30 protein-coding genes are annotated in these 18,222 nt (G+C 65.7%); 3 read left to right on the forward strand and 27 right to left on the reverse strand.

The genetic code is table 11. From position 1 onward, the window contains the following. Positions 1–1,431, reverse strand: coding sequence for a DegQ family serine endoprotease (locus BMZ69_RS19165; protein WP_092159578.1), 1,431 nt, complete (start codon positions 1,429–1,431; stop codon positions 1–3). A gap of 156 nt (positions 1,432–1,587) precedes the next feature. On the opposite strand from BMZ69_RS19165, the gene BMZ69_RS19170 reads away from it, so the two are divergent. Next, on the forward strand, positions 1,588–2,007 hold the full coding sequence (locus tag BMZ69_RS19170) for a BLUF domain-containing protein (RefSeq protein ID WP_175506877.1): 420 nt from the start codon (positions 1,588–1,590) through the stop codon (positions 2,005–2,007). Between the two features lie 3 nt (positions 2,008–2,010). Here BMZ69_RS19170 and BMZ69_RS19175 read toward each other — a convergent pair whose 3' ends face one another. The 6 genes from BMZ69_RS19175 to BMZ69_RS19200 all read right to left on the reverse strand — a co-directional run bounded on the left by BMZ69_RS19175 (position 2,011) and on the right by BMZ69_RS19200 (position 7,178). Beyond that, positions 2,011–2,967, reverse strand: coding sequence for a tripartite tricarboxylate transporter substrate-binding protein (locus tag BMZ69_RS19175; RefSeq protein WP_092159582.1), 957 nt, complete (start codon positions 2,965–2,967; stop codon positions 2,011–2,013). A 215-nt stretch (positions 2,968–3,182) separates the two neighbouring features. Continuing rightward, positions 3,183–3,602, reverse strand: a complete 420-nt coding sequence (gene rplQ / locus BMZ69_RS19180; RefSeq protein WP_092159583.1) for a 50S ribosomal protein L17 — start codon at positions 3,600–3,602, stop codon at positions 3,183–3,185. A 114-nt stretch (positions 3,603–3,716) separates the two neighbouring features. Next, positions 3,717–4,733, reverse strand: a complete 1,017-nt coding sequence (locus BMZ69_RS19185) for a DNA-directed RNA polymerase subunit alpha (protein WP_091842218.1) — start codon at positions 4,731–4,733, stop codon at positions 3,717–3,719. Between the two features lie 92 nt (positions 4,734–4,825). Then, on the reverse strand, positions 4,826–5,215 hold the full coding sequence (rpsK, locus tag BMZ69_RS19190; RefSeq protein WP_043237079.1) for a 30S ribosomal protein S11: 390 nt from the start codon (positions 5,213–5,215) through the stop codon (positions 4,826–4,828). Between the two features lie 122 nt (positions 5,216–5,337). After that, positions 5,338–5,706: a 30S ribosomal protein S13 gene (gene rpsM, locus BMZ69_RS19195; protein WP_092159584.1), complete on the reverse strand. Its 369-nt coding sequence runs from the start codon at positions 5,704–5,706 to the stop codon at positions 5,338–5,340. 275 nt (positions 5,707–5,981) lie between these two features. Then, a complete protein-coding gene (locus BMZ69_RS19200) occupies positions 5,982–7,178 on the reverse strand; it encodes an ABC transporter substrate-binding protein (protein ID WP_092159585.1) in 1,197 nt (398 codons plus the stop codon). Positions 7,179–7,454: 276 nt separating this feature from the next. On the opposite strand from BMZ69_RS19200, the gene BMZ69_RS19205 reads away from it, so the two are divergent. Then, positions 7,455–7,691 carry an antitoxin gene (locus BMZ69_RS19205; protein ID WP_092159586.1) on the forward strand — a complete coding sequence of 79 codons (237 nt, stop codon included), beginning with the start codon at positions 7,455–7,457 and terminating at the stop codon, positions 7,689–7,691. After that, complete coding sequence (locus tag BMZ69_RS19210) at positions 7,688–8,089, forward strand: type II toxin-antitoxin system VapC family toxin (RefSeq protein ID WP_092159588.1); 402 nt, start codon at positions 7,688–7,690, stop codon at positions 8,087–8,089. Before BMZ69_RS19205 ends, BMZ69_RS19210 begins: the two co-directional genes overlap by 4 nt. An 11-nt stretch (positions 8,090–8,100) precedes the next feature. On the opposite strand, the gene BMZ69_RS19215 is transcribed toward BMZ69_RS19210, so the two are convergent. The 20 genes from BMZ69_RS19215 to rplB all read right to left on the reverse strand — a co-directional run bounded on the left by BMZ69_RS19215 (position 8,101) and on the right by rplB (position 18,215). Then, positions 8,101–8,403 (reverse strand): alkylphosphonate utilization protein, encoded by a 303-nt coding sequence (locus BMZ69_RS19215; RefSeq protein ID WP_092159590.1) that lies wholly within the window; start codon positions 8,401–8,403, stop codon positions 8,101–8,103. 76 nt (positions 8,404–8,479) lie between these two features. Next, positions 8,480–9,061 carry an adenylate kinase gene (locus BMZ69_RS19220; RefSeq protein WP_092159592.1) on the reverse strand — a complete coding sequence of 194 codons (582 nt, stop codon included), beginning with the start codon at positions 9,059–9,061 and terminating at the stop codon, positions 8,480–8,482. Then, a complete protein-coding gene (gene secY / locus BMZ69_RS19225) occupies positions 9,061–10,398 on the reverse strand; it encodes a preprotein translocase subunit SecY (protein ID WP_092159593.1) in 1,338 nt (445 codons plus the stop codon). The genes BMZ69_RS19220 and secY overlap by 1 nt, the downstream gene beginning before the upstream one ends. Positions 10,399–10,621: 223 nt before the next feature. Further along, positions 10,622–11,095 carry a 50S ribosomal protein L15 gene (rplO, locus tag BMZ69_RS19230; protein ID WP_092159595.1) on the reverse strand — a complete coding sequence of 158 codons (474 nt, stop codon included), beginning with the start codon at positions 11,093–11,095 and terminating at the stop codon, positions 10,622–10,624. A 13-nt stretch (positions 11,096–11,108) separates the two neighbouring features. Further along, the gene (gene rpmD, locus BMZ69_RS19235; RefSeq protein WP_092159754.1) at positions 11,109–11,303 is read right to left on the reverse strand and encodes a 50S ribosomal protein L30; all 195 of its coding nucleotides are present in this window, start codon (positions 11,301–11,303) and stop codon (positions 11,109–11,111) included. Positions 11,304–11,313: 10 nt separating this feature from the next. Next, a complete protein-coding gene (gene rpsE, locus BMZ69_RS19240; RefSeq protein WP_092159597.1) occupies positions 11,314–11,874 on the reverse strand; it encodes a 30S ribosomal protein S5 in 561 nt (186 codons plus the stop codon). Positions 11,875–12,008: 134 nt separating this feature from the next. Then, positions 12,009–12,371 carry a 50S ribosomal protein L18 gene (rplR, locus tag BMZ69_RS19245; protein ID WP_092159598.1) on the reverse strand — a complete coding sequence of 121 codons (363 nt, stop codon included), beginning with the start codon at positions 12,369–12,371 and terminating at the stop codon, positions 12,009–12,011. 11 nt (positions 12,372–12,382) lie between these two features. Then, positions 12,383–12,916, reverse strand: a complete 534-nt coding sequence (rplF, locus tag BMZ69_RS19250) for a 50S ribosomal protein L6 (RefSeq protein WP_092159599.1) — start codon at positions 12,914–12,916, stop codon at positions 12,383–12,385. Between the two features lie 35 nt (positions 12,917–12,951). Continuing rightward, entirely contained in the window at positions 12,952–13,350 is a 399-nt protein-coding gene (rpsH, locus tag BMZ69_RS19255; protein WP_092159601.1) for a 30S ribosomal protein S8, read from the reverse strand. A gap of 12 nt (positions 13,351–13,362) precedes the next feature. After that, the gene (rpsN, locus tag BMZ69_RS19260; protein WP_092159603.1) at positions 13,363–13,668 is read right to left on the reverse strand and encodes a 30S ribosomal protein S14; all 306 of its coding nucleotides are present in this window, start codon (positions 13,666–13,668) and stop codon (positions 13,363–13,365) included. 36 nt (positions 13,669–13,704) lie between these two features. Continuing rightward, complete coding sequence (gene rplE / locus BMZ69_RS19265) at positions 13,705–14,271, reverse strand: 50S ribosomal protein L5 (RefSeq protein ID WP_092159605.1); 567 nt, start codon at positions 14,269–14,271, stop codon at positions 13,705–13,707. Beyond that, on the reverse strand, positions 14,264–14,581 hold the full coding sequence (rplX, locus tag BMZ69_RS19270) for a 50S ribosomal protein L24 (protein WP_057193254.1): 318 nt from the start codon (positions 14,579–14,581) through the stop codon (positions 14,264–14,266). Before rplX ends, rplE begins: the two co-directional genes overlap by 8 nt. Then, positions 14,581–14,949 (reverse strand): 50S ribosomal protein L14, encoded by a 369-nt coding sequence (gene rplN / locus BMZ69_RS19275; protein WP_057193256.1) that lies wholly within the window; start codon positions 14,947–14,949, stop codon positions 14,581–14,583. The genes rplX and rplN overlap by 1 nt, the downstream gene beginning before the upstream one ends. 111 nt (positions 14,950–15,060) lie before the next feature. Further along, on the reverse strand, positions 15,061–15,303 hold the full coding sequence (gene rpsQ / locus BMZ69_RS19280; RefSeq protein ID WP_091842255.1) for a 30S ribosomal protein S17: 243 nt from the start codon (positions 15,301–15,303) through the stop codon (positions 15,061–15,063). Between the two features lie 13 nt (positions 15,304–15,316). Further along, positions 15,317–15,529 carry a 50S ribosomal protein L29 gene (gene rpmC, locus BMZ69_RS19285; RefSeq protein WP_092159607.1) on the reverse strand — a complete coding sequence of 71 codons (213 nt, stop codon included), beginning with the start codon at positions 15,527–15,529 and terminating at the stop codon, positions 15,317–15,319. 10 nt (positions 15,530–15,539) lie between these two features. After that, positions 15,540–15,953: a 50S ribosomal protein L16 gene (rplP, locus tag BMZ69_RS19290; protein WP_057193262.1), complete on the reverse strand. Its 414-nt coding sequence runs from the start codon at positions 15,951–15,953 to the stop codon at positions 15,540–15,542. Positions 15,954–15,971: 18 nt separating this feature from the next. After that, complete coding sequence (gene rpsC, locus BMZ69_RS19295; protein WP_092159609.1) at positions 15,972–16,688, reverse strand: 30S ribosomal protein S3; 717 nt, start codon at positions 16,686–16,688, stop codon at positions 15,972–15,974. 10 nt (positions 16,689–16,698) lie between these two features. Then, positions 16,699–17,082, reverse strand: coding sequence for a 50S ribosomal protein L22 (gene rplV, locus BMZ69_RS19300; protein WP_091842262.1), 384 nt, complete (start codon positions 17,080–17,082; stop codon positions 16,699–16,701). A gap of 3 nt (positions 17,083–17,085) precedes the next feature. Then, positions 17,086–17,364, reverse strand: a complete 279-nt coding sequence (gene rpsS, locus BMZ69_RS19305; RefSeq protein WP_092159618.1) for a 30S ribosomal protein S19 — start codon at positions 17,362–17,364, stop codon at positions 17,086–17,088. Positions 17,365–17,372: 8 nt separating this feature from the next. Then, a complete protein-coding gene (gene rplB, locus BMZ69_RS19310) occupies positions 17,373–18,215 on the reverse strand; it encodes a 50S ribosomal protein L2 (RefSeq protein WP_092159636.1) in 843 nt (280 codons plus the stop codon). Positions 18,216–18,222: the final 7 nt, after the last annotated feature.

Consider the following 18,222-nt stretch of genomic DNA (forward strand, 5'->3'; position numbering starts at 1 on the left):
TCACCCGCCGAAGGTCGAGGTCACCGTCTGGCCGCCGCGCGAGATCGTCACCTCCCAGGCGCGCTTGCGCTCGCGCGTCGCCAGCTCGATCTCGCGCGAGGCGGCGATGCGTTCGCCATTGATCGCGAGGATCAGGTCGCCCTTGCGGAAGCCGACGCGCGCGGCCGGGCTGCCCTCCTCGATCTCGCTGACGACCACACCTTCGGTCGAGAGGTCGATCGAGAGCTCCTCGGCCACCGCCGGCGACAGGTTGAGCACGGTCAGGCCCGTGAAGGGCGAGCGGCCGGCGACCTTGACCGGCTCGCGCGGACGCGTCTCCGGCGCCGGCGTCAGCTTGATCGGGACGGTGATGCGCTTGCCGCCGCGCAGCACGGTGAGCTGCGTCGTGCCGCCGATCGGCCGCGTGGCAAAACGGTAGCCGAAGCTCTCGGGATCGTCGACGCCGACGCCGTCGACGGCGAGGATCACGTCCGAGCGCTTCAACCCGGCTTCCGCCGCCGGCCCCGAATCGACCACGCTGGCGACGACCGAGCCGGCCGGCCGGTCGAGCCCGAGCCCGTCTGCGACCTCCTGGGTCAGCGCCTGCAGCCGCGCCCCGAACCAGGGCCGCTTCACCAGCTTGCCGCCGGACTTGGCGCTCTCGACCACGACGCGGACCATGGCAGAGGGAATCGCGAAGCCGATGCCGTGGCTGCCGCCCGAGCGCGAGAAGATCGCGGTGTTGATGCCGGTCAGGCGCCCCTGCATGTCGACCAGCGCGCCGCCGGAGTTGCCGGGGTTGATCGCGGCGTCGGTCTGGATGAAGGACTGGGCATCGCCGACGCCGACTTGCGTGCGCGCCAGCGCCGAAATGATGCCCTGCGTCACCGTCTGGCCGACGCCGAAGGGATTGCCGATCGCCAGCACGAGATCGCCGATCTGCAGCGTGTCGGAATCGCCGACCTCGATCGCCGTCAGCTCCTTGGCGCCCTTGACCTTGAGCACGGCAAGGTCGGTGCGTGGATCGCGCAGCACGATCTCGGCCTCGAACTCGCGCTTGTCGGCGAGCGCGACCTTGACCTCGGTCATGCCCTCGATGACGTGGTTGTTGGTGACGACGAGGCCGCCGGCATCGACGATCACGCCCGAGCCGAGCGAGCGCTGCACCTGCTCGCGCGGCAGGCCGAAGCCGCCATCGCCGAAGAAGCGGCGGAAGAACGGATCGTCCATGAACGGGTTCTGCGGCCGCCGCTCGACGCGCGCGCCATAGACGTTGACGACCGAGGGCGAGGTCTTCTGCACGACGGGCGCGAAGGACAGTGTGATCTGCTGGCGCGCTTCCGGAACCTGGCGGGCCTGAGCGAGCGCCAGCGACGAAGCGCCGATGGACAGCGCAAGACCGAGGCTCAGCGCGACAAACCGGCTGCGCTTCGGCATGATGGAACGGCGCATGCCGATCTCCTTCTTGAAACAAAATAGCTGCCTTGGAAGTTCAGTATCTGAACCATACCCCCGCGGCAGCATCCCGGACACTGTCGAGAACACGCGCTGCGCGTTCCTGTTCCGGGTCGCGAGACACCCCACCCTGCTCCCGAAAGGACCAATGACGTGAGCCTCGTTCGCCTTGTTTATGCCAGCCGCAGCCGACTCGTCGAGGTAGATCGACGTGTGGAGCTCGCGCGCATTCTCGAGACGGCGCGGCGGCTCAATGCCGAGAGGCATGTCACGGGTTTCCTGATGGCGACGCCGGGCGGATTCGCCCAGATCCTCGAAGGCGAGGCCGGTGCTATCGCGGAAACCTATGGCCGGATCATGGTCGATCCGCGCCATGACGAGCTGCGCCTGCTGGCACAGGACGTCGTCGAGCAGCGGCAGTTCGCCGGCTGGGCGATGGCCTTCGCCGAGCGCGACGAGACGACGGAGTTCATCTTCGGGCTCTATGGCGTCTCGCCAGACACCGAGATTTTCGAGCAGCCGCTGGACGTGCTGCTCGATCTCGCCGGCGAACTCGCCAACGCGAAGGGCTGAGGCCTATTTGCCGTCGCTAAGCAGCACCTTGTACTTCTCGATCTCGGCCGGGACCATCTTGGCGACGAACTCCGGCGACATCTCCTCCTTCTCGGGCAGCACCGAGGAGAGCTCCTTGAAGCGCGCATGCAGCTTCTCGCTGGAAAGCGCGGTGCGCAGCGCCTGATTGAGCTTGTCGATCACCGGTTGCGGCGTGCCCTTCGGCGCGAAGATCGCGTTCCAGCCCTGCGCCTGGAAGGCCGGCAATCCTGCTTCGGTCGATGTCGGCACGTCCGGCAGGCTCGGCAGGCGTTGCGGCGTCGCCACCACCAGCGCCTTGACCTTGTTGCCCTGGACCGCGCCGGACAGCGAGGTCGCCGCATCGCAGACGCCGTCGATCTGCCCGCCCATCAGGTCGTTCAGCGCCGGCCCAGCGCCGCGATAGCTCACCAGCGCCACGTCGAGGCCCGACGCCTTCAGGAAGTTGCGGCAGATCAGATAGTTCGACGAGCCGACGCCGGCATGGCCGAGGCTGATCTTGCCCGGGTTCGCCTTGGCATAGGCGAGGAACTCGTTGAGGTCCTTGGCCGGGAAGCCGAGCTTCAGCGCGATCATCGGCGAGGTCTTGGCGACGAGGCCGATCGGCACGAAATCGGCGGGCGTGTATTTGAGATCGTTATAGATCGTGTAGGAGGCGGCGTTGGTGCCGCTGTTGCCGATCACGATGGTGTAGCCGTCCGGCTCGGCCCTTGCCGCCCGCGTCAGCGCGGTCGCGCCGCCGGCCCCGCCCATGTTCTCCATCACGATGCGCTGGCCGAGCACCTGGGCCATCTCCTCGCCGACGAGCCGGGCGATCACGTCGGAGGAGCCGCCGGCCGCGAACGGCACCAGCATGTTGATCGGCTTCGACGGATACTTGTCCTGGGCCTGCACCGGCAGGACGGCGATGGCGGCGAGCATGGCCAGAGCAGCGCGCTTCATGCGAATATCTCCCTCGACGCCGGGCCTGTTTCCAAAGCGGCGTTGCACCGCCCTGCCCGGTTCGGGCAGACGCTAGCACCCCCCTGACGCAGGGAAAAGCGCGAGCGGGCGCAACAATCTCGCGCAGCAATCGCCTCTCGCTTCTGATCTGCACAGGCAACGAAAAAGGGCGGCCCGAAGACCGCCCTTTCGTAAGCTTGGATGCCTTGAAAAACTCAGGCCGCCTGCTCGTCATCGGCCGTGAAGACCGGACCGGAATCCTGGCCCTTGGCGTCGACGTCGCGATCGACGAACTCGATCACGGCGAGCGGCGCGTTGTCGCCGAAGCGGAAGCCCGCCTTCATGATGCGCAGATAGCCGCCATTGCGCTCCTTGTAGCGCGGGCCGAGGACCGCGAAGAGCTTGCCGACCAAAGCGACGTCCTTGATCTGCGCGATCGCCTGGCGGCGGGCGTGCAGGTCGCCGCGCTTGCCGAGGGTCACCAGCTTCTCGACGACCGGACGCAGGTCCTTGGCCTTCGGCAGCGTGGTGGTGATCTGCTCGTGCTTGATCAGGGCCTGGGCCATGTTGGCGAACATCGCCTGGCGATGCTCGGCAGTGCGGTTGAAACGACGACCGCGGAAACCGTGACGCATGTTTGGCTCCTTCGTTGCTTACGGCCGCCGTGCCACGGAACGGCCGTCCTTTATGCTCCGGAGTGATGTCACGCCGGGCGGGGGATGGCGCGGGAGATGTCCCGCGCCAGGGTCTCAGTAGTGCTCTTCGAAGCGCTTCGCCAGCTCTTCGATGTTCTCCGGCGGCCAGCCCTGCACGTCCATGCCGAGATGGAGGCCCATGGTGGCGAGCACTTCCTTGATCTCGTTCAGCGACTTGCGGCCGAAGTTCGGGGTGCGCAGCATCTCGCCTTCCGACTTCTGGATGAGGTCGCCGATATAGACGATGTTGTCGTTCTTCAGGCAGTTCGCCGAACGGACCGACAGTTCGAGCTCGTCGACCTTCTTGAGCAGGGCCGGGTTGAACGGCAGCTGCGGCGCGGTCGAGACGGCCTCTTCCTTGCGCGGCTCTTCGAAGGTGATGAAGACGGCGAGCTGGTCCTGCAGGATGCGGGCGGCCAGCGCCAGCGCGTCCTCGGGGCTGACCGAGCCGTTGGTCTCGATCTGCATGGTCAGCATGTCGCGGTCGAGGTTCTGACCCTCGCGGGTGTTCTCGACGCGATAGGAGACCTTCTTGACCGGCGAGTACAGGCTGTCGACCGGGATCAGGCCGATCGGCGCGTCCTCGGGACGGTTCTGCTCGGAGGGGACATAGCCCTTGCCGGTGTTGACCGTGAACTCCATGCGGATCTCGGCCCCGTCGTCGAGCGTGCAGAGCACGAGTTCGGGGTTGAGGATCGAGACGTCGCCGATGGTGTTGATGTCGCCGGCGGTGACGGCGCCAGGGCCGGTCTTGCGCAGGGTCATGCGCTTGGGACCCTCACCCTGCATCTTGATGGCGATCGCCTTGATGTTCAGGACGATGTCGGTGACGTCCTCGCGCACGCCCGGAATCGACGAGAACTCATGCAGCACGCCGTCGATCTGGACGGCGGTGACGGCAGCGCCCTGGAGCGAGGAGAGCAGCACGCGACGCAGCGCGTTGCCGAGCGTCATGCCGAAGCCGCGCTCGAGCGGACGCGCGATCACGGTGGCCAGACGCTTCGGGTCGTCTCCGACCTTGACTTCGAGCTTGTTCGGCTTGGACAGATCCTGCCAGTTCTTGCTGATCACGACCGCACTCCTGGTGCTTCAATAATGGCGGCGGCGGGCCGCCCCGTACCGGCGCCCGCCCCTGCGGGCGCCGCTTCGATCCGGCGCTGGCTTTAGACGCGGCGGCGCTTGCGCGGCCGGCAGCCATTGTGCGGGATCGGCGTCACGTCGCGGATCGAGGTGACGGTGAAGCCGGCGGCCTGCAGCGCGCGCAGCGCCGACTCGCGGCCCGAACCCGGACCGGTGACCTCGACCTCGAGGGTGCGCATGCCGTGCTCGGCAGCCTTGCGAGCCGCGTCCTCAGCCGCGACCTGGGCGGCATAGGGGGTCGACTTGCGCGAACCCTTGAAACCCATCGTGCCGGCGGACGACCACGAGATCGTGTTGCCCTGCGCGTCGGTGATGGTGATCATGGTGTTGTTGAACGAGGCGTTCACATGCGCGACGCCGGAAACGATGTTCTTGCGTTCGCGACGGCGGACGCGTTGGGCTTCCTTGGCCATAGTCTCTTTCTTTCATCCTTCAGGCGCGCCCGTGATGCCAGGCGCTGGGGATATCGCCTGCCCGCGAGCGGGTCAGGCGACGCAAAACAAGATAGCGAGCCGGTCGCCCGGCCCGGCGAAACTCACTTCTTCTTGCCGGCGATCGGCTTCGCCTTGCCCTTGCGGGTGCGGGCGTTGGTGTGGGTGCGCTGGCCGCGCACCGGCAGCGAGCGGCGATGGCGCAGGCCGCGATAGCAGCCGAGGTCCATCAGGCGCTTGATGTTCATCGAGACTTCGCGGCGCAGATCGCCCTCGACGAGATAGTCGCGGTCGATCGTCTCGCGGATCTGCAGGACCTCGGCGTCGGTCAGCTGGTTGACCCGGCGCTCGGCGGCGATGCCGACCTTGTCGCAGATCTCCTGGGCCTTGTGGGCGCCGATGCCGTGAATGTACTGCAGACCGATGACGACGCGCTTGCCGGTCGGAATGTTGACGCCCGCGATACGAGCCATGTTCTTCACCTCTCCATGCGGCCGCAGCGCCAGGCGCCACGGCAATGACGATAACTCCGCGTCCGGTGGAGGCCGGCCCTTGCGGAGCGTTGAACTTGGTCCATACGCAAATGCGACGCCGTCCCTTCTCCCGAAGGCATCGGCATCGCTCATATGAAACCGGATGGCGGCTCCTTAAAGGGTCGGGTGCAACGAGTCAACCCATTGCACCCAAGAAACATGCCAAGGCCGGCAAAGCCGCCCTTCCCTTTATCTCTCTGCGCGCAGAATGCCCTCTATTTCTTCACCAGCGGGCACTTGCTCTCCGAAAGCGGCGCGATGATTTCCGCCGCCGGGATCTTGCGGACCACCTTGAAATAGTCCCAGGGCGCCTTCGATTCGGCGGGAGCCTTGGCCTCGACCAGCAGCATGTCGTTCAGCAGCCTTCCGTCCTCGCGGATCTTGGCGCCGGGCGCATAAAAGTCGTCGACCGGCAGCTCCTTCATCTTGGCCGCGACTGCCGGGCCCGCCGCCGTGCCTGCCGCCTTCACCGCCTTGAGATAGTGCAGCACCGAGGAATAGACGCTGGCCTGGATCATGCCCGGCATCTTCTTGGTCCGCGCCATATAGCGGTCTGCCCAATCTCGGCTCGGCTTGTCGGCGTCATGGTAGTAGGCGGTGGTGGTGATGAGCCCCTTGGCCTTGTCGAGGCCGAGCCCGTGCACGTCGCTCAGCACCACCACCATCGCTGCGAGCTTCTGGCCGCCATCGACGAGGCCGAACTCGCCGGCCTGCTTGATCGAGTTGATCGTGTCGGTGCCGGCATTGGCGAAGGCGACGATCTTGGCCTTGGAGGCCTGCGCCTGCAGCAGGAAGGAGGAGAAGTCCGGCGTCGACAGCGGCGCGCGCACCGTGCCCAGCGTCTTGCCCTTGTTGGCCGCGACGATCGTCTCGATATCGGCGGTGAGCTGATGGCCGAAGGCATAGTCGGCGGCGATGATGTACCAGCTGTCGCCGCCCTCGCGCAGGATCGACAGCGCCGTGCCCTTGGCCGAGGTCGCGGTGTCGAAGGTCCACATGAAACCGGTGGCGCTGCAGTCCTCGTTGAAGAGGCGCGTCGTCGCCGGCCCGTTATAGAGCGTGACCTTCTGCTTCTCCTTGGCAATGCCGGCGACCGCCAGCGCGACCGCCGAATTCGTCAGGTCGGCAATCGCGGTGACGCCGTCGACATCGTACCAGCGCCGCGCCAGGCCCGCGGCGACATCCGGCTTGTTTTGGTGGTCGCCCGAGACGATCTCGATCGGCTTGCCCAGCACCGAGCCGCCGAAATCCTCGATCGCGAGCTTGGCCGCCTCGACCGAGCCGAGACCGCCGAACTCGGCATAATTGCCCGATTGGTCGTTGAGGATGCCGATCTTGACCGCGTCCTGCGCCCGCGCGGTCGCCGCAGTCGCCAGCAGCGCAGCCGCCACAAGGCAAGCAACCCGTTTCATGCTGTCCTCCCGTTTGCCGGTCGGTCGGCCAGCCGGCGATGGCTGATGCCACCGGCCTAAGGCTGCCGCCGCCATGTCTTGGCCGCTACCGGCCTCAGCGGAGTTCAGTCGGCGGGAGAAGATGTGTCAATTGCAACCGCGGCGCGCGAAATCGCGCCTGCGCTGGCGCAAATGCGCACGGGCACATTGGGCTGAGCCATCCCCCGGGCCCAAGCCTTGCGATCGGTATCGTCGAGGCATATGCTCCGACATATGCCAACAGCCGGAGTGACGCGAATGAACGAGATTCGACACGTCAGGCTGTTTCGCAATGGTCGCAATCAGGCTGTTCGCATCCCTGTCGAGTTCGAGCTTCCCGGGGATGAAGCCCTGATGCGCCGCGATGGCGACCGTCTCGTCATCGAGCCTTTGGCCAAACGGGGTCTGTCCGCCCTCCTCGCCAGCCTGGAACCGCTCGACGAGGCCTTCCCGGAGATCGTCGATCCCCCACCGGCGCCGGAACGCGACCTTTGACGCGCTATCTGCTCGACACCAACATCATCTCCGATCTGGTGCGCCAGCCGCAGGGCCGTGCTGCGAAACGCATCGCGGAGATCGGCGACCGTCAAATCCTGACGAGCGTGATCGTCGCAGCTGAATTGCGCTATGGCTGCAGGAAAGCCGGCTCGGCGCGCCTGTCGGCAACCGTCGAAGCTCTGCTTTTTGAGATCGCGACGATTCCGTTCGACGAGGCCGCCTCGCGTGCCTATGCCGATCTGCGCACAGCCCTCGAAGCCAGGGGCCAGCCGATCGGCGGCAACGACATGCTCATTGCCGCGCAGGCTCTGGCGCTCGGGTGCGTCATGGTCACGGCGAACACTGACGAATTCGCCCGCGTCGACGGGCTCAAGGTCGAGAACTGGCTGGCCTGAGCTCTGCCCCCTCACCGCTTGCGTACGAACTCCGTGCGCAGCACCAGCCCCTTGATGCTCTCGTGGCGGCAGTCGATCTCCTCGGGATTGTCGGTCAGCCGGATCGAGCGGATCACCGTGCCCTGCTTCAGGGTCTGGCCGGCGCCCTTGACCTTGAGGTCCTTGATCAGCGTCACCGCGTCGCCATCGGCCAGGATGTTGCCGGAGGCGTCGCGGACCTTGAGCTTCTGCGCCGCCGCGGCTGCCAGTTCCGAGGCCGGGCGCCACTCGCCGGTCGCCTCGTCGTAGACATAGTCGTCATCGCCATCGGCCATGGGCTCGGCTCCTTCGCCAAGAAAAAACCGCGCGGCGAGAACCGCGCGGCCTCTGAATTTCCAATCGGGCTGGTGATCAGCCCGCCAGCGCCTGCTCGATCGCCGAGGAGACATCGTCGATCGGCTGCATGCCGTCGATCGGCGTCAGCTGGCCGCGCTTCTCGTAATAGGGCGCGACGATCGCGGTGTCGCGGTTATAGGCCTCGAGCCGGGTCTTGAAGACCTCCGGATCGTCGTCCTTGCGCACCGGCTGGCCGGCGGCCTTGGCCTCCTCCGCGCGGCGCACGATCCGGTCGACGAGCTTGCTCTGGTCGACCCGGAGCTCGAGCACCTTGTCGAGCTTCAGCCCCTTGCCGGCCAGCATCGAGTCGAGCGCCTCGGCCTGCGCCAGCGTGCGCGGGAAACCGTCGAGGATGAAGCCCTTCTTCGCATCGGCTTCCTCGATGCGGTCGGCGACGATGCCGATGACGATCTCGTCCGAGACCAGCCCGCCGGCATCCATCACCGCCTTCGCCTTGAGACCGACCGGGGTGCCGGCCGCCACCGCGGCGCGCAGCATGTCGCCGGTCGAGAGCTGCGGAATGCCGTGCTTCGCGACGATCCGCGTCGCCTGAGTGCCTTTGCCCGCCCCCGGCGGCCCCAGGAAAATCAGCCTCATCAGCGCCTTGCCCCCCTCAACTTCGCCTTCTTGACCAGCCCCTCATACTGATGGGCCAGCAAATGACCATGGACCTGAGCCACCGTGTCCATCGTCGTCGTCACCACGATCAGCAGCGAGGTGCCGCCGAGCAGGATGATCGGAATCTGGGCATAGGTGATCATGAACTCGGGGATCAAGCAGACGATAGTCAAATAGGCGGCGCCGAGCACGGTGATGCGGGTCAGCACCCGGTCGATATGCTCGGCGGTGCGCTCGCCGGGACGGATGCCGGGCATGAAGCCGCCATGCTTCTTGAGGTTGTCCGCCGTCTCGACCGGATTGAACACGATCGCGGTGTAGAAGAAGCAGAAGAAGATGATCAGCGCCGCATAGAGGATCATGAACAGCGGCCGGCCATGCGCCAGATAGGTCGCGAGCGTCGACAGGATGCCCGTCCCGCCCGAGGCTTGGCTGAAGCTGGCGATCGTGGTCGGCAGCAGCAGCAGCGACGAGGCGAAGATCGGCGGGATCACGCCGGCGGTGTTGAGCTTCAGCGGCAGGAACGAGGTCTGGCCCTCATACATGCGGTTGCCGACCTGGCGCTTCGGATAGTTGATCAGCAGGCGGCGCTGGGCGCGCTCGACGAAGACGACGAAGGCGATGACGCAGACCGCCATGACCAGCACCAGCAGCAGGAGGCCGGTCGAGATCGCGCCCTGGCGGCCGAGCTCGAGCGTCTGGGCCAGCTGCGCCGGGAACTCGGCGATGATGCCGGCGAAGATGATCATCGAGGTGCCGTTGCCGATGCCGCGGCTGGTGATCTGCTCGCCGAGCCAGAGCAGGAACATGGTGCCGCCGACCAGCGTGATCGTGGTCGAGATCAGGAAGAACGGCCCCGGCTCCAGCACGAGATTGCCCGAGCCTTGAAGACCCACGCCGATGCCCCAGGCCTGGAACAGTGCCAGCACCAGCGTCAGATAGCGCGTGTACTGGTTGAGGATCTTGCGACCCGCCTCGCCTTCCTTCTTCAGCGCCTCGAAGGTCGGGACGACGCTGGAGAGCAGCTGGATGATGATCGAGGCCGAGATGTACGGCATGATCGCCAGCGCGAAGATCGCAAGCCGGCCGACGGCGCCGCCGGAGAACATGTTGAACAGGCCGAGCACGCCCGACTGGGTCTGCTTGAACAGGTCGGCGACCGCATCCGGGTTCATGCCGGGCAGCGGGATATAGGTGCCGAGCCGATAGACGATCAGCGCCCCCAGCGTGAACCAGATCCGCTTCTTCAACTCGTCGGCCTTGGCCAGCGCGCCGAAGTTCAGGTTTGCCGCAAGCTGTTCAGCCGCCGATGCCATGCGTCCGGTCCTTGGGTGTAGAATTCTGGTCTAGACAGTCGAACGGCGGCCAAGGCTTCGGGCCCGGCCGCCGCTCGCGTTAGTCATGTAAGCGCAAGAGCCGGATGCTTCCAGATGGCTGCACGCAGTGCAGTCATCTGGAAGCTGAATCCGTCTCTCATCAAAAAGTTGGAGCAGGATTCATGCGAAAAACCGGTTCCCACTTTTTCGCATCCTGCTCCGGTCACGCCTGTGAAGCGGCGGCCGCCAGGATTTTGACCGTGCCGCCAGCCTTCTCGATCGCCTCGACGGCCGACTTCGACGCACCAGCCACCTCGAAGGCGAGCTTCGCCTTGAGCTCGCCGACGCCGAGGATCTTGACGCCGTCGCGCGCCGCCTTCGAGATCACGCCGGCAGCGACCAGCGACTCGATGGTGACGGTGCCGTCCAGCTTGCCGGCTTCGACAGCCTGCTGGATGCGGCCGAGATTGACCTCGTTCAGCTCGCGGGCGAACAGGTTGTGGAAGCCGCGCTTCGGCAGGCGCCGATAGAGCGGCATCTGGCCGCCTTCGAAGCCCTTGACCGCCACGCCGGCGCGAGCCTTCTGGCCCTTGACGCCACGCCCGCCGGTCTTGCCCTTGCCGGAGCCGATGCCGCGGCCGACGCGAATACGCGACTTGCTCGCGCCTTCGTTGTCACGAATGTCAGTGAGTTTCATGGTTCGCCCCTCCTCACTTCGCGTCGGCAACGCGGACGAGGTGCTTGACCTTCTCGACCATGCCACGCGCAGCCGGCGTGTCCTGCAGGGTCGATTGGCGGCGGATCTTGTTCAGGCCGAGACCGATCAGGGTCTGGCGCTGCGAGGCGTCGCGGCGGATCGGCGAACCGATCTGCTCGACGGTGAAGGTCTTCTCAGCCTTTGCCATCGAACCCTCCTCACGCGTCCGCGCCGGCATCCGCGCCGGCATCGCGGCGGCGGGTCTGCAGGGCCGAAACCTTGAGCGAGCGACGCGCAGCGACGCTGCGCGGCGAATCCTCGTTCTTCAGCGCATCGAAGGTGGCGCGCACGAGGTTGTAGGGGTTCGAGGAGCCGAGCGACTTCGAGACCACGTCCTGCATGCCGACCGCCTCGAAGACGGCGCGCATCGGGCCGCCGGCGATGATGCCGGTACCGGCCGGGGCAGCGCGGAGCACGACCTTGCCGGCGCCGTGACGGCCCTGGACGTCGTGATGCAGCGTGCGGCCTTCGCGCAGCGGGATGCGGACGAGGCCGCGCTTGGCGGCTTCCGTCGCCTTGCGGATCGCCTCGGGAACTTCACGGGCCTTGCCGTGGCCGAAGCCGACGCGGCCCTTCTGGTCGCCGACGACGACGAGGGCGGCAAAGCCAAAGCGACGGCCGCCCTTCACCACCTTGGCGACGCGGTTGATGTGGACCAGCCGGTCCACGAATTCCGAATCGCGCTCTTCGCGATCGCGATCACGAGGTTCTCTCGCCATGTCTTCCTCTTACTTGCGCGGACGGTGCCGATCCTGGCCCGCCGCTCGCTCGAGCGCTCCGGAATGGAGCGACTTCCCAAATGCGACATGCGGGAAGCCTTTTGGGCCTCCCGCATCCCGCGGTGTTCAACCAATCAGAAGCTCAGCCCGCCTTCGCGAGCGGCCTCGGCCAGCGCCTTGACGCGGCCATGGTACATATAGGCGCCACGGTCGAACACGACCTCCTTGACGCCGGCCTTGATGGCGCGCTCGGCAAGGATCTTGCCGATCTGCGCCGCGGCCTCGACATTCGCGCCCGACTTGATGTCGGCGCGGATATCCTTGTCGAGCGACGAGGCCGAAGCGAGCGTCAGCCCCTTCGTGTCGTCGATGACCTGCGCGTAGATCTGCTTGCCGGTGCGGTGCACCGACAGGCGGGCGCGGCCATTGGCCACTGCCTTGATCGCGCGGCGGACGCGGGCCTTGCGGCGCGCAGTCGCAACTGTCTGCTTGCTCATGGCTCCGGTCCTTACTTCTTCTTGCCTTCCTTGCGGAAGATGAATTCGCCGGCGTACTTGACGCCCTTGCCCTTGTAGGGCTCGGGACCGCGATAGTCGCGGATCTCGGCGGCGGTCTGGCCGACGACCTGCTTGTCGATGCCGACGACGACGATTTCCGTCGGCTTCGGCGTCGTGATCGTCACCCCGGCCGGGATTTCATAGTCGATGTCGTGGCTGTAGCCGAGCGAGAGCTTCAGGACCTTGCCGGCGACAGCGGCCTTGTAGCCGACGCCGTTGATCTCGAGCTTCTTCTCGAATCCGGCCGTCGTGCCGACGACCAGGTTGTTGATGCGGGCGCGCGAGGTGCCCCAGAGCGCGCGGGCGCGCTTGGTCTGCGAGCGCGGCTGGACGGCGATGGCGCCGTTCTCCAGGGCGACCGAGACCTCCTCGGGAACCACGAAGGACAGTTCGCCCTTCGCGCCCTTGACCTTGACCAGCTGGCCCGAGACGTTGGCGGTGACGCCAGCGGGGACCGAGACGGGCTTCTTACCGATACGAGACATTGGATCTCTCCTGATGAGCAGCTGTGCGTGAAAGGTCAGAAGACCTTGCAGAGCACTTCGCCGCCCACGTTCTGCTCGCGGGCAAGGTGATCGGACATCACGCCGCGGGGCGTGGAGACGATGGTGACGCCGAGGCCGTCGGCCACGCGCGGCATGGTCTCGACCGAGGAGTAGACGCGACGGCCGGGCTTCGACACCCGCGAGATCGACCGGATGACCGGCTGTCCCTCGTGGTACTTCAGCTCGATGTCGAACTCGGTGCGGCCGTTGCCGAACTCGGTGGTCGAATAGCCGCGGATGTAGCCTTCCGACTGCAGCACGTCGAGGACGCGGGCGCGCAGCTTCGAGCCCGGGGTCGTGACGCGCGACTTGCGCCGCATCTGCGCATTGCGGATGCGGGTCAGCATATCGCCAAGCGGATCGATGATCGCCATGATGCTACCTCCTCACCAGCTCGACTTGACGAGGCCGGGAACCAGCCCCTTGTTGCCGAGCTCGCGCAGAGCAACGCGCGACATTTTCAGCTTGCGATAGAACGCGCGCGGGCGGCCGGTGACTTCGCAACGGTTGCGCACGCGGATGCCGGCGGAATTGCGCGGCAGTTCGGCCAGCTTCAGGCGAGCGAGGAAACGCTCGTCCATCGACTGGTTCTCGTCATTGGCGATCGCGAGAAGGCGCGCCCGGCGGCCCGCGAACTTCTTCACGAGCGCCTTGCGGTGGTTGTTCTTCTCGACGGAGCTCTTCTTAGCCATCGATATCTCCTGGTTTCCGCGTATGAGCCCGAAGGCTCACTGCCGGAACGGGAAGTTGAAGTGCTTGAGCAGGGCGCGGGCCTCGTCATCCGACTTCGCAGTCGTGCAGACGATCACGTCCATGCCCCAGACCTGGTCGACCTTGTCGTAGTTGATCTCGGGGAACACGATGTGCTCCTTGATCCCGAGCGCGAAATTGCCGCGCCCGTCGAACGACTTCGGGTTGAGACCACGGAAGTCGCGCACCCGCGGAAGAGCGATGGTCACGAGCCGGTCGACGAACTCGAACATCCTGGTCTTGCGCAGCGTGACCTTGCAGCCCACCGCCATGTTCTCGCGCAGCTTGAAGCCGGCGATGGCGAGGCGGGACTTGGTGATGACCGGCTTCTGGCCAGCGATCATGGCGAGGTCGCCGGCGGCGTTGTCGACCTTCTTGCGGTCGGCAGTCGCTTCGCCAACGCCCATGTTGATGACGACCTTCTCGAGGGTCGGCACTTCCATGACGTTCTTGTAGCCGAATTCCTTGATCATCGCGGGACGGACGACGTCCTCGTAATGCTTCTTCAAACGCGGCGAGAGAGCCGCCTGCTGAGCCTCAGCCATCGATCAGATCTCCCGAACGCTTGGCGAAACGGACCTTGCGGCCGTCATCGAGCACCTTGAAGCCGACGCGGGTCGGCTTGCCGTCCTTCGGATCGGCGACGGCCAGGTTCGACAGGTCGATCGTGGCCTCCTTGCTGATGATGCCGCCCTCGGACTGGGCGGTCGCCTTGGTGTGCTTCTTGACCAGGTTCACGCCGCGCACGACGGCGCGGGCGTCCTTCGGCAGGACCTGGAGCACTTCGCCGTTCTTGCCCTTGTCGCGGCCGGCGAGCACGACGACCTTGTCGCCCTTCTTGATCTTCGCAGCCATCACAGCACCTCAGGAGCGAGCGAAATGATCTTCATGTGGTTCTTGGCGCGCAGCTCGCGCGGAACCGGTCCGAAGATACGGGTGCCCACCGGCTCCTTCTGGTTGTTGATCAGCACGGCCGCATTGCGGTCGAAGCGGATCACCGAACCATCGGGACGCTTGATGTCCTTGGCCGTACGAACGACGATCGCCTTCATGACGTCGCCCTTCTTCACGCGGCCGCGCGGGATGGCTTCCTTGATCGAAACCACAATGATGTCGCCGATGCGGGCATAGCGCCGCTTCGAGCCGCCGAGAACCTTGATGCACATCACGCGGCGGGCGCCGGAATTGTCGGCGACCTCGAGATTCGTCTGCACCTGGATCATGGCCTTGATCCTTCCATTCCATATCAGCGCGGTTTCCGGACAAAGGCGGAGTGCCTAAGCCCGGACTACGACTGACGGGGGTCGATCGCCCCCTGGCCTCAATGATTCGACTTACGCCTTGGGAGCGTTGTCGAGCACAACCCAGCTTTTCAGCTTGGAAATGGGCTTCGACTCCTCGATCCAGACCGAGTCACCGACCTTGAACGACCCCGCCTCGTCATGGGCGTGATAGTTCTTCGAACGGCGCACCGTCTTCTTGAGGAGCGGGTGCGTATAACGCCGCTCGACCTTGACCACAACTGTTTTGTTTTGCTTGTCGCTGACGACGACGCCCTGCAGCACGCGCTTCGGCATGGTCCCCTACTCCTCAGGCGCTCACTGCCGCGGTCTTCGACCGCTGCAGTGTCTTGATGCGGGCGATCTCCTTGCGCACCTGGGTGACCCGAGCGGTGTTCTCGAGCTGGCCGGTGGCGCGCTGGAAACGCAGGTTGAACTGCTCCTTCTTGAGCTTGAGAAGCTCGTCCTGGAGCTGGTCCGTGCTCATCACTTTGAGATCGGACAGGCGTTGAGTCGATTTCATCTCGCCCTCCTTACTCGGCGATGCGCTGGATGAAGCGGGTCTTGATCGGCAGCTTGGCGGCGCCGAGACGCAGCGCCTCGCGGGCGATGTCCTCCGGCACGCCGTCGAGCTCGAACATGATCCGGCCCGGCTTGACCTTGGCCGCCCAGAACTCGGGCGAACCCTTGCCCTTACCCATGCGGACTTCGGTCGGCTTCTTCGAGACCGGCACGTCCGGGAAGATCCGGATCCAGACTCGGCCCGCGCGCTTCATGGCGCGGGTGATGGCACGACGGGCCGCCTCGATCTGGCGGGCCGTGACGCGCTCCGGCTCCTGGGCCTTCAGGCCGAACTGGCCGAAGTTGAGGTCCGTACCGCCCTTGGCGACGCCGGAAATGCGTCCCTTGAACTGCTTACGGAACTTAGTGCGCTTTGGTTGCAGCATGGCTCTTCTCGATCAGCCTTACGCAGCCTGCTCGCGACGTTCGCGGCGCTCACCACCGGAGCGGCCGCCCTCGTCCGAGAGGCGCTTGTCCTGGGCCATCGGGTCGTGTTCGAGGATCTCGCCCTTGAAGATCCAGACCTTGATCCCGCACGTGCCATAGGTCGTGAAGGCGGTGGCGACGCCGTAATCGACGTCGGCGCGCAGCGTATGCAGCGGCACGCGGCCCTCACGGTACCATTCGAGGCGCGCGATTTCCGCGCCGCCCAGACGGCCCGAGCAGTTGATGCGGATGCCCTCGGCGCCGAGACGCATCGCCGACTGTACGGCGCGCTTCATGGCGCGACGGAAGGCGACGCGGCGCTCGAGCTGCTGAGCGATCGAGTCGGCGACCAGGGTCGCGTCGATCTCGGGCTTACGCACCTCGACGATGTTGATCGTCACGTCGGCGTTCGTCAGCTTCGCGACCGTCTTGCGCAGCTTCTCGATGTCGGCGCCCTTCTTGCCGATCACCACGCCCGGACGAGCCGAATGGATGGTGACGCGGCACTTCTTGTGCGGACGCTCGATGATGATCTTCGAGACGGCGGCCTGCTTCAGCAGCTTCATCAGGGCGGCGCGGATGGCCATGTCCTCATGGAGCAGCTTGCCGTACTCGCCCTTGTTGGCGAACCAGCGCGAATCCCAGGTCCGGTTGATGCCGAGACGAAGGCCGATCGGATTGATTTTCTGACCCATCGTTCTCTCCTCAGGCCTTCGCCGCCTGAACTTCGCGCACCACGATCGTGATGTTGGCGAAGGGCTTCATGATGCGGGCGCCACGGCCGCGGGCGCGGGCATGGAAGCGCTTCATGACCAGCGCCTTGCCGACGAAAGCCTGGGACACGACGAGATCGTCGACGTCGAGATCATGGTTGTTCTCGGCATTGGCGATCGCGCTCTGCAGGCACTTGCGCACATCGGTCGAGATCCGCTTGCGCGAGAACTCGAGGTCGGCGAGCGCGGTCGAGACCTTCTTGCCGCGGATGAGCTGGGCGAGAAGGTTCAGCTTCTGCGGGGAGACGCGCAGGTTGCGCGCCACCGCCTTGGCCTCGTTCTCGGGCAGCGCACGGGGGGCGGAGGGCTTACCCATGGCTTACTTCCTCTTCGCCTTCTTGTCGGCTGCGTGGCCGGGGAAGGTGCGCGTCGGCGAGAACTCGCCGAACTTGTGGCCCACCATCTCCTCGGAGACGTTCACCGGCACATGCTTGTGGCCGTTGTAGACGCCGAACGTCAGACCGACGAACTGCGGGAGGATCGTGGAGCGACGGCTCCAGATCTTGATGACTTCAGAGCGGCTCGAGGTACGGGCGACCTCGGCCTTCTTCAGGAGGTATCCGTCGACGAACGGACCTTTCCAAAGCGAACGCGCCATGACGGACCTCAGTTCTTCTTCTTGCGGGCGTGACGGCTCGACACGATGAAGGTGTCGGTCCGCTTATTCGAGCGAGTCTTCTTGCCCTTGGTCGGCAGGCCCCACGGGGTGACCGGGTGGCGGCCGCCCGAGGTGCGGCCTTCACCACCGCCGTGCGGGTGGTCGACCGGGTTCATCGACACGCCACGATTGTGCGGACGCTTGCCGAGCCAGCGATTGCGGCCGGCCTTGCCGATGTTGATGTTCATGTGGTCGGGGTTCGAGACCGCGCCCACGGTGGCATAGCACAGGCCGCTGATCAGGCGCTGCTCGCCCGAGTTCAGGCGGACGATGACGTAGCCCTGGTCACGGCCGACGATCTGGGCGTAGTTGCCCGCCGAGCGCGCCAGCGCCCCGCCCTTGCCGATCTTGAGCTCGACATTGTGGACGATCGTGCCGATCGGCAGCGAGCCCATCGGGGCGGCGTTGCCGGGCTTCACGTCGACGCTGTCGCCGGCGACGACGGTGTCGCCCACGGCCAGACGCTGCGGCGCCAGGATGTAGGAGAGCTCGCCGTCCTGATACTTGATCAGGGCGATGAAGGCGGTGCGGTTCGGATCATACTCGATCCGCTCCACGGTCGCCGGCACGCCGGCCTTGCCCCGACGCTTGAAGTCGATCAGGCGCAGGGTGCGCTTGTGGCCACCGCCGCGGAAGCGGACGGTGACGCGGCCGAGGTTGTTGCGGCCGCCCGAGGACGACTTGCCCTCGGTCAGAGCCTTGACCGGCTTGCCCTTGTAGAGCTCGCTGCGGTCGACGATCACGAGCTGGCGAAGGCTCGGCGTGATCGGCTTGAAACTTTTCAAAGCCATGATGACG

It is taken from the genome of Allobosea sp. CRIB-10 (genome assembly GCF_900112185.1).
In the GTDB taxonomy this organism is placed as follows: Bacteria; Pseudomonadota; Alphaproteobacteria; order Rhizobiales; family Beijerinckiaceae; genus Allobosea.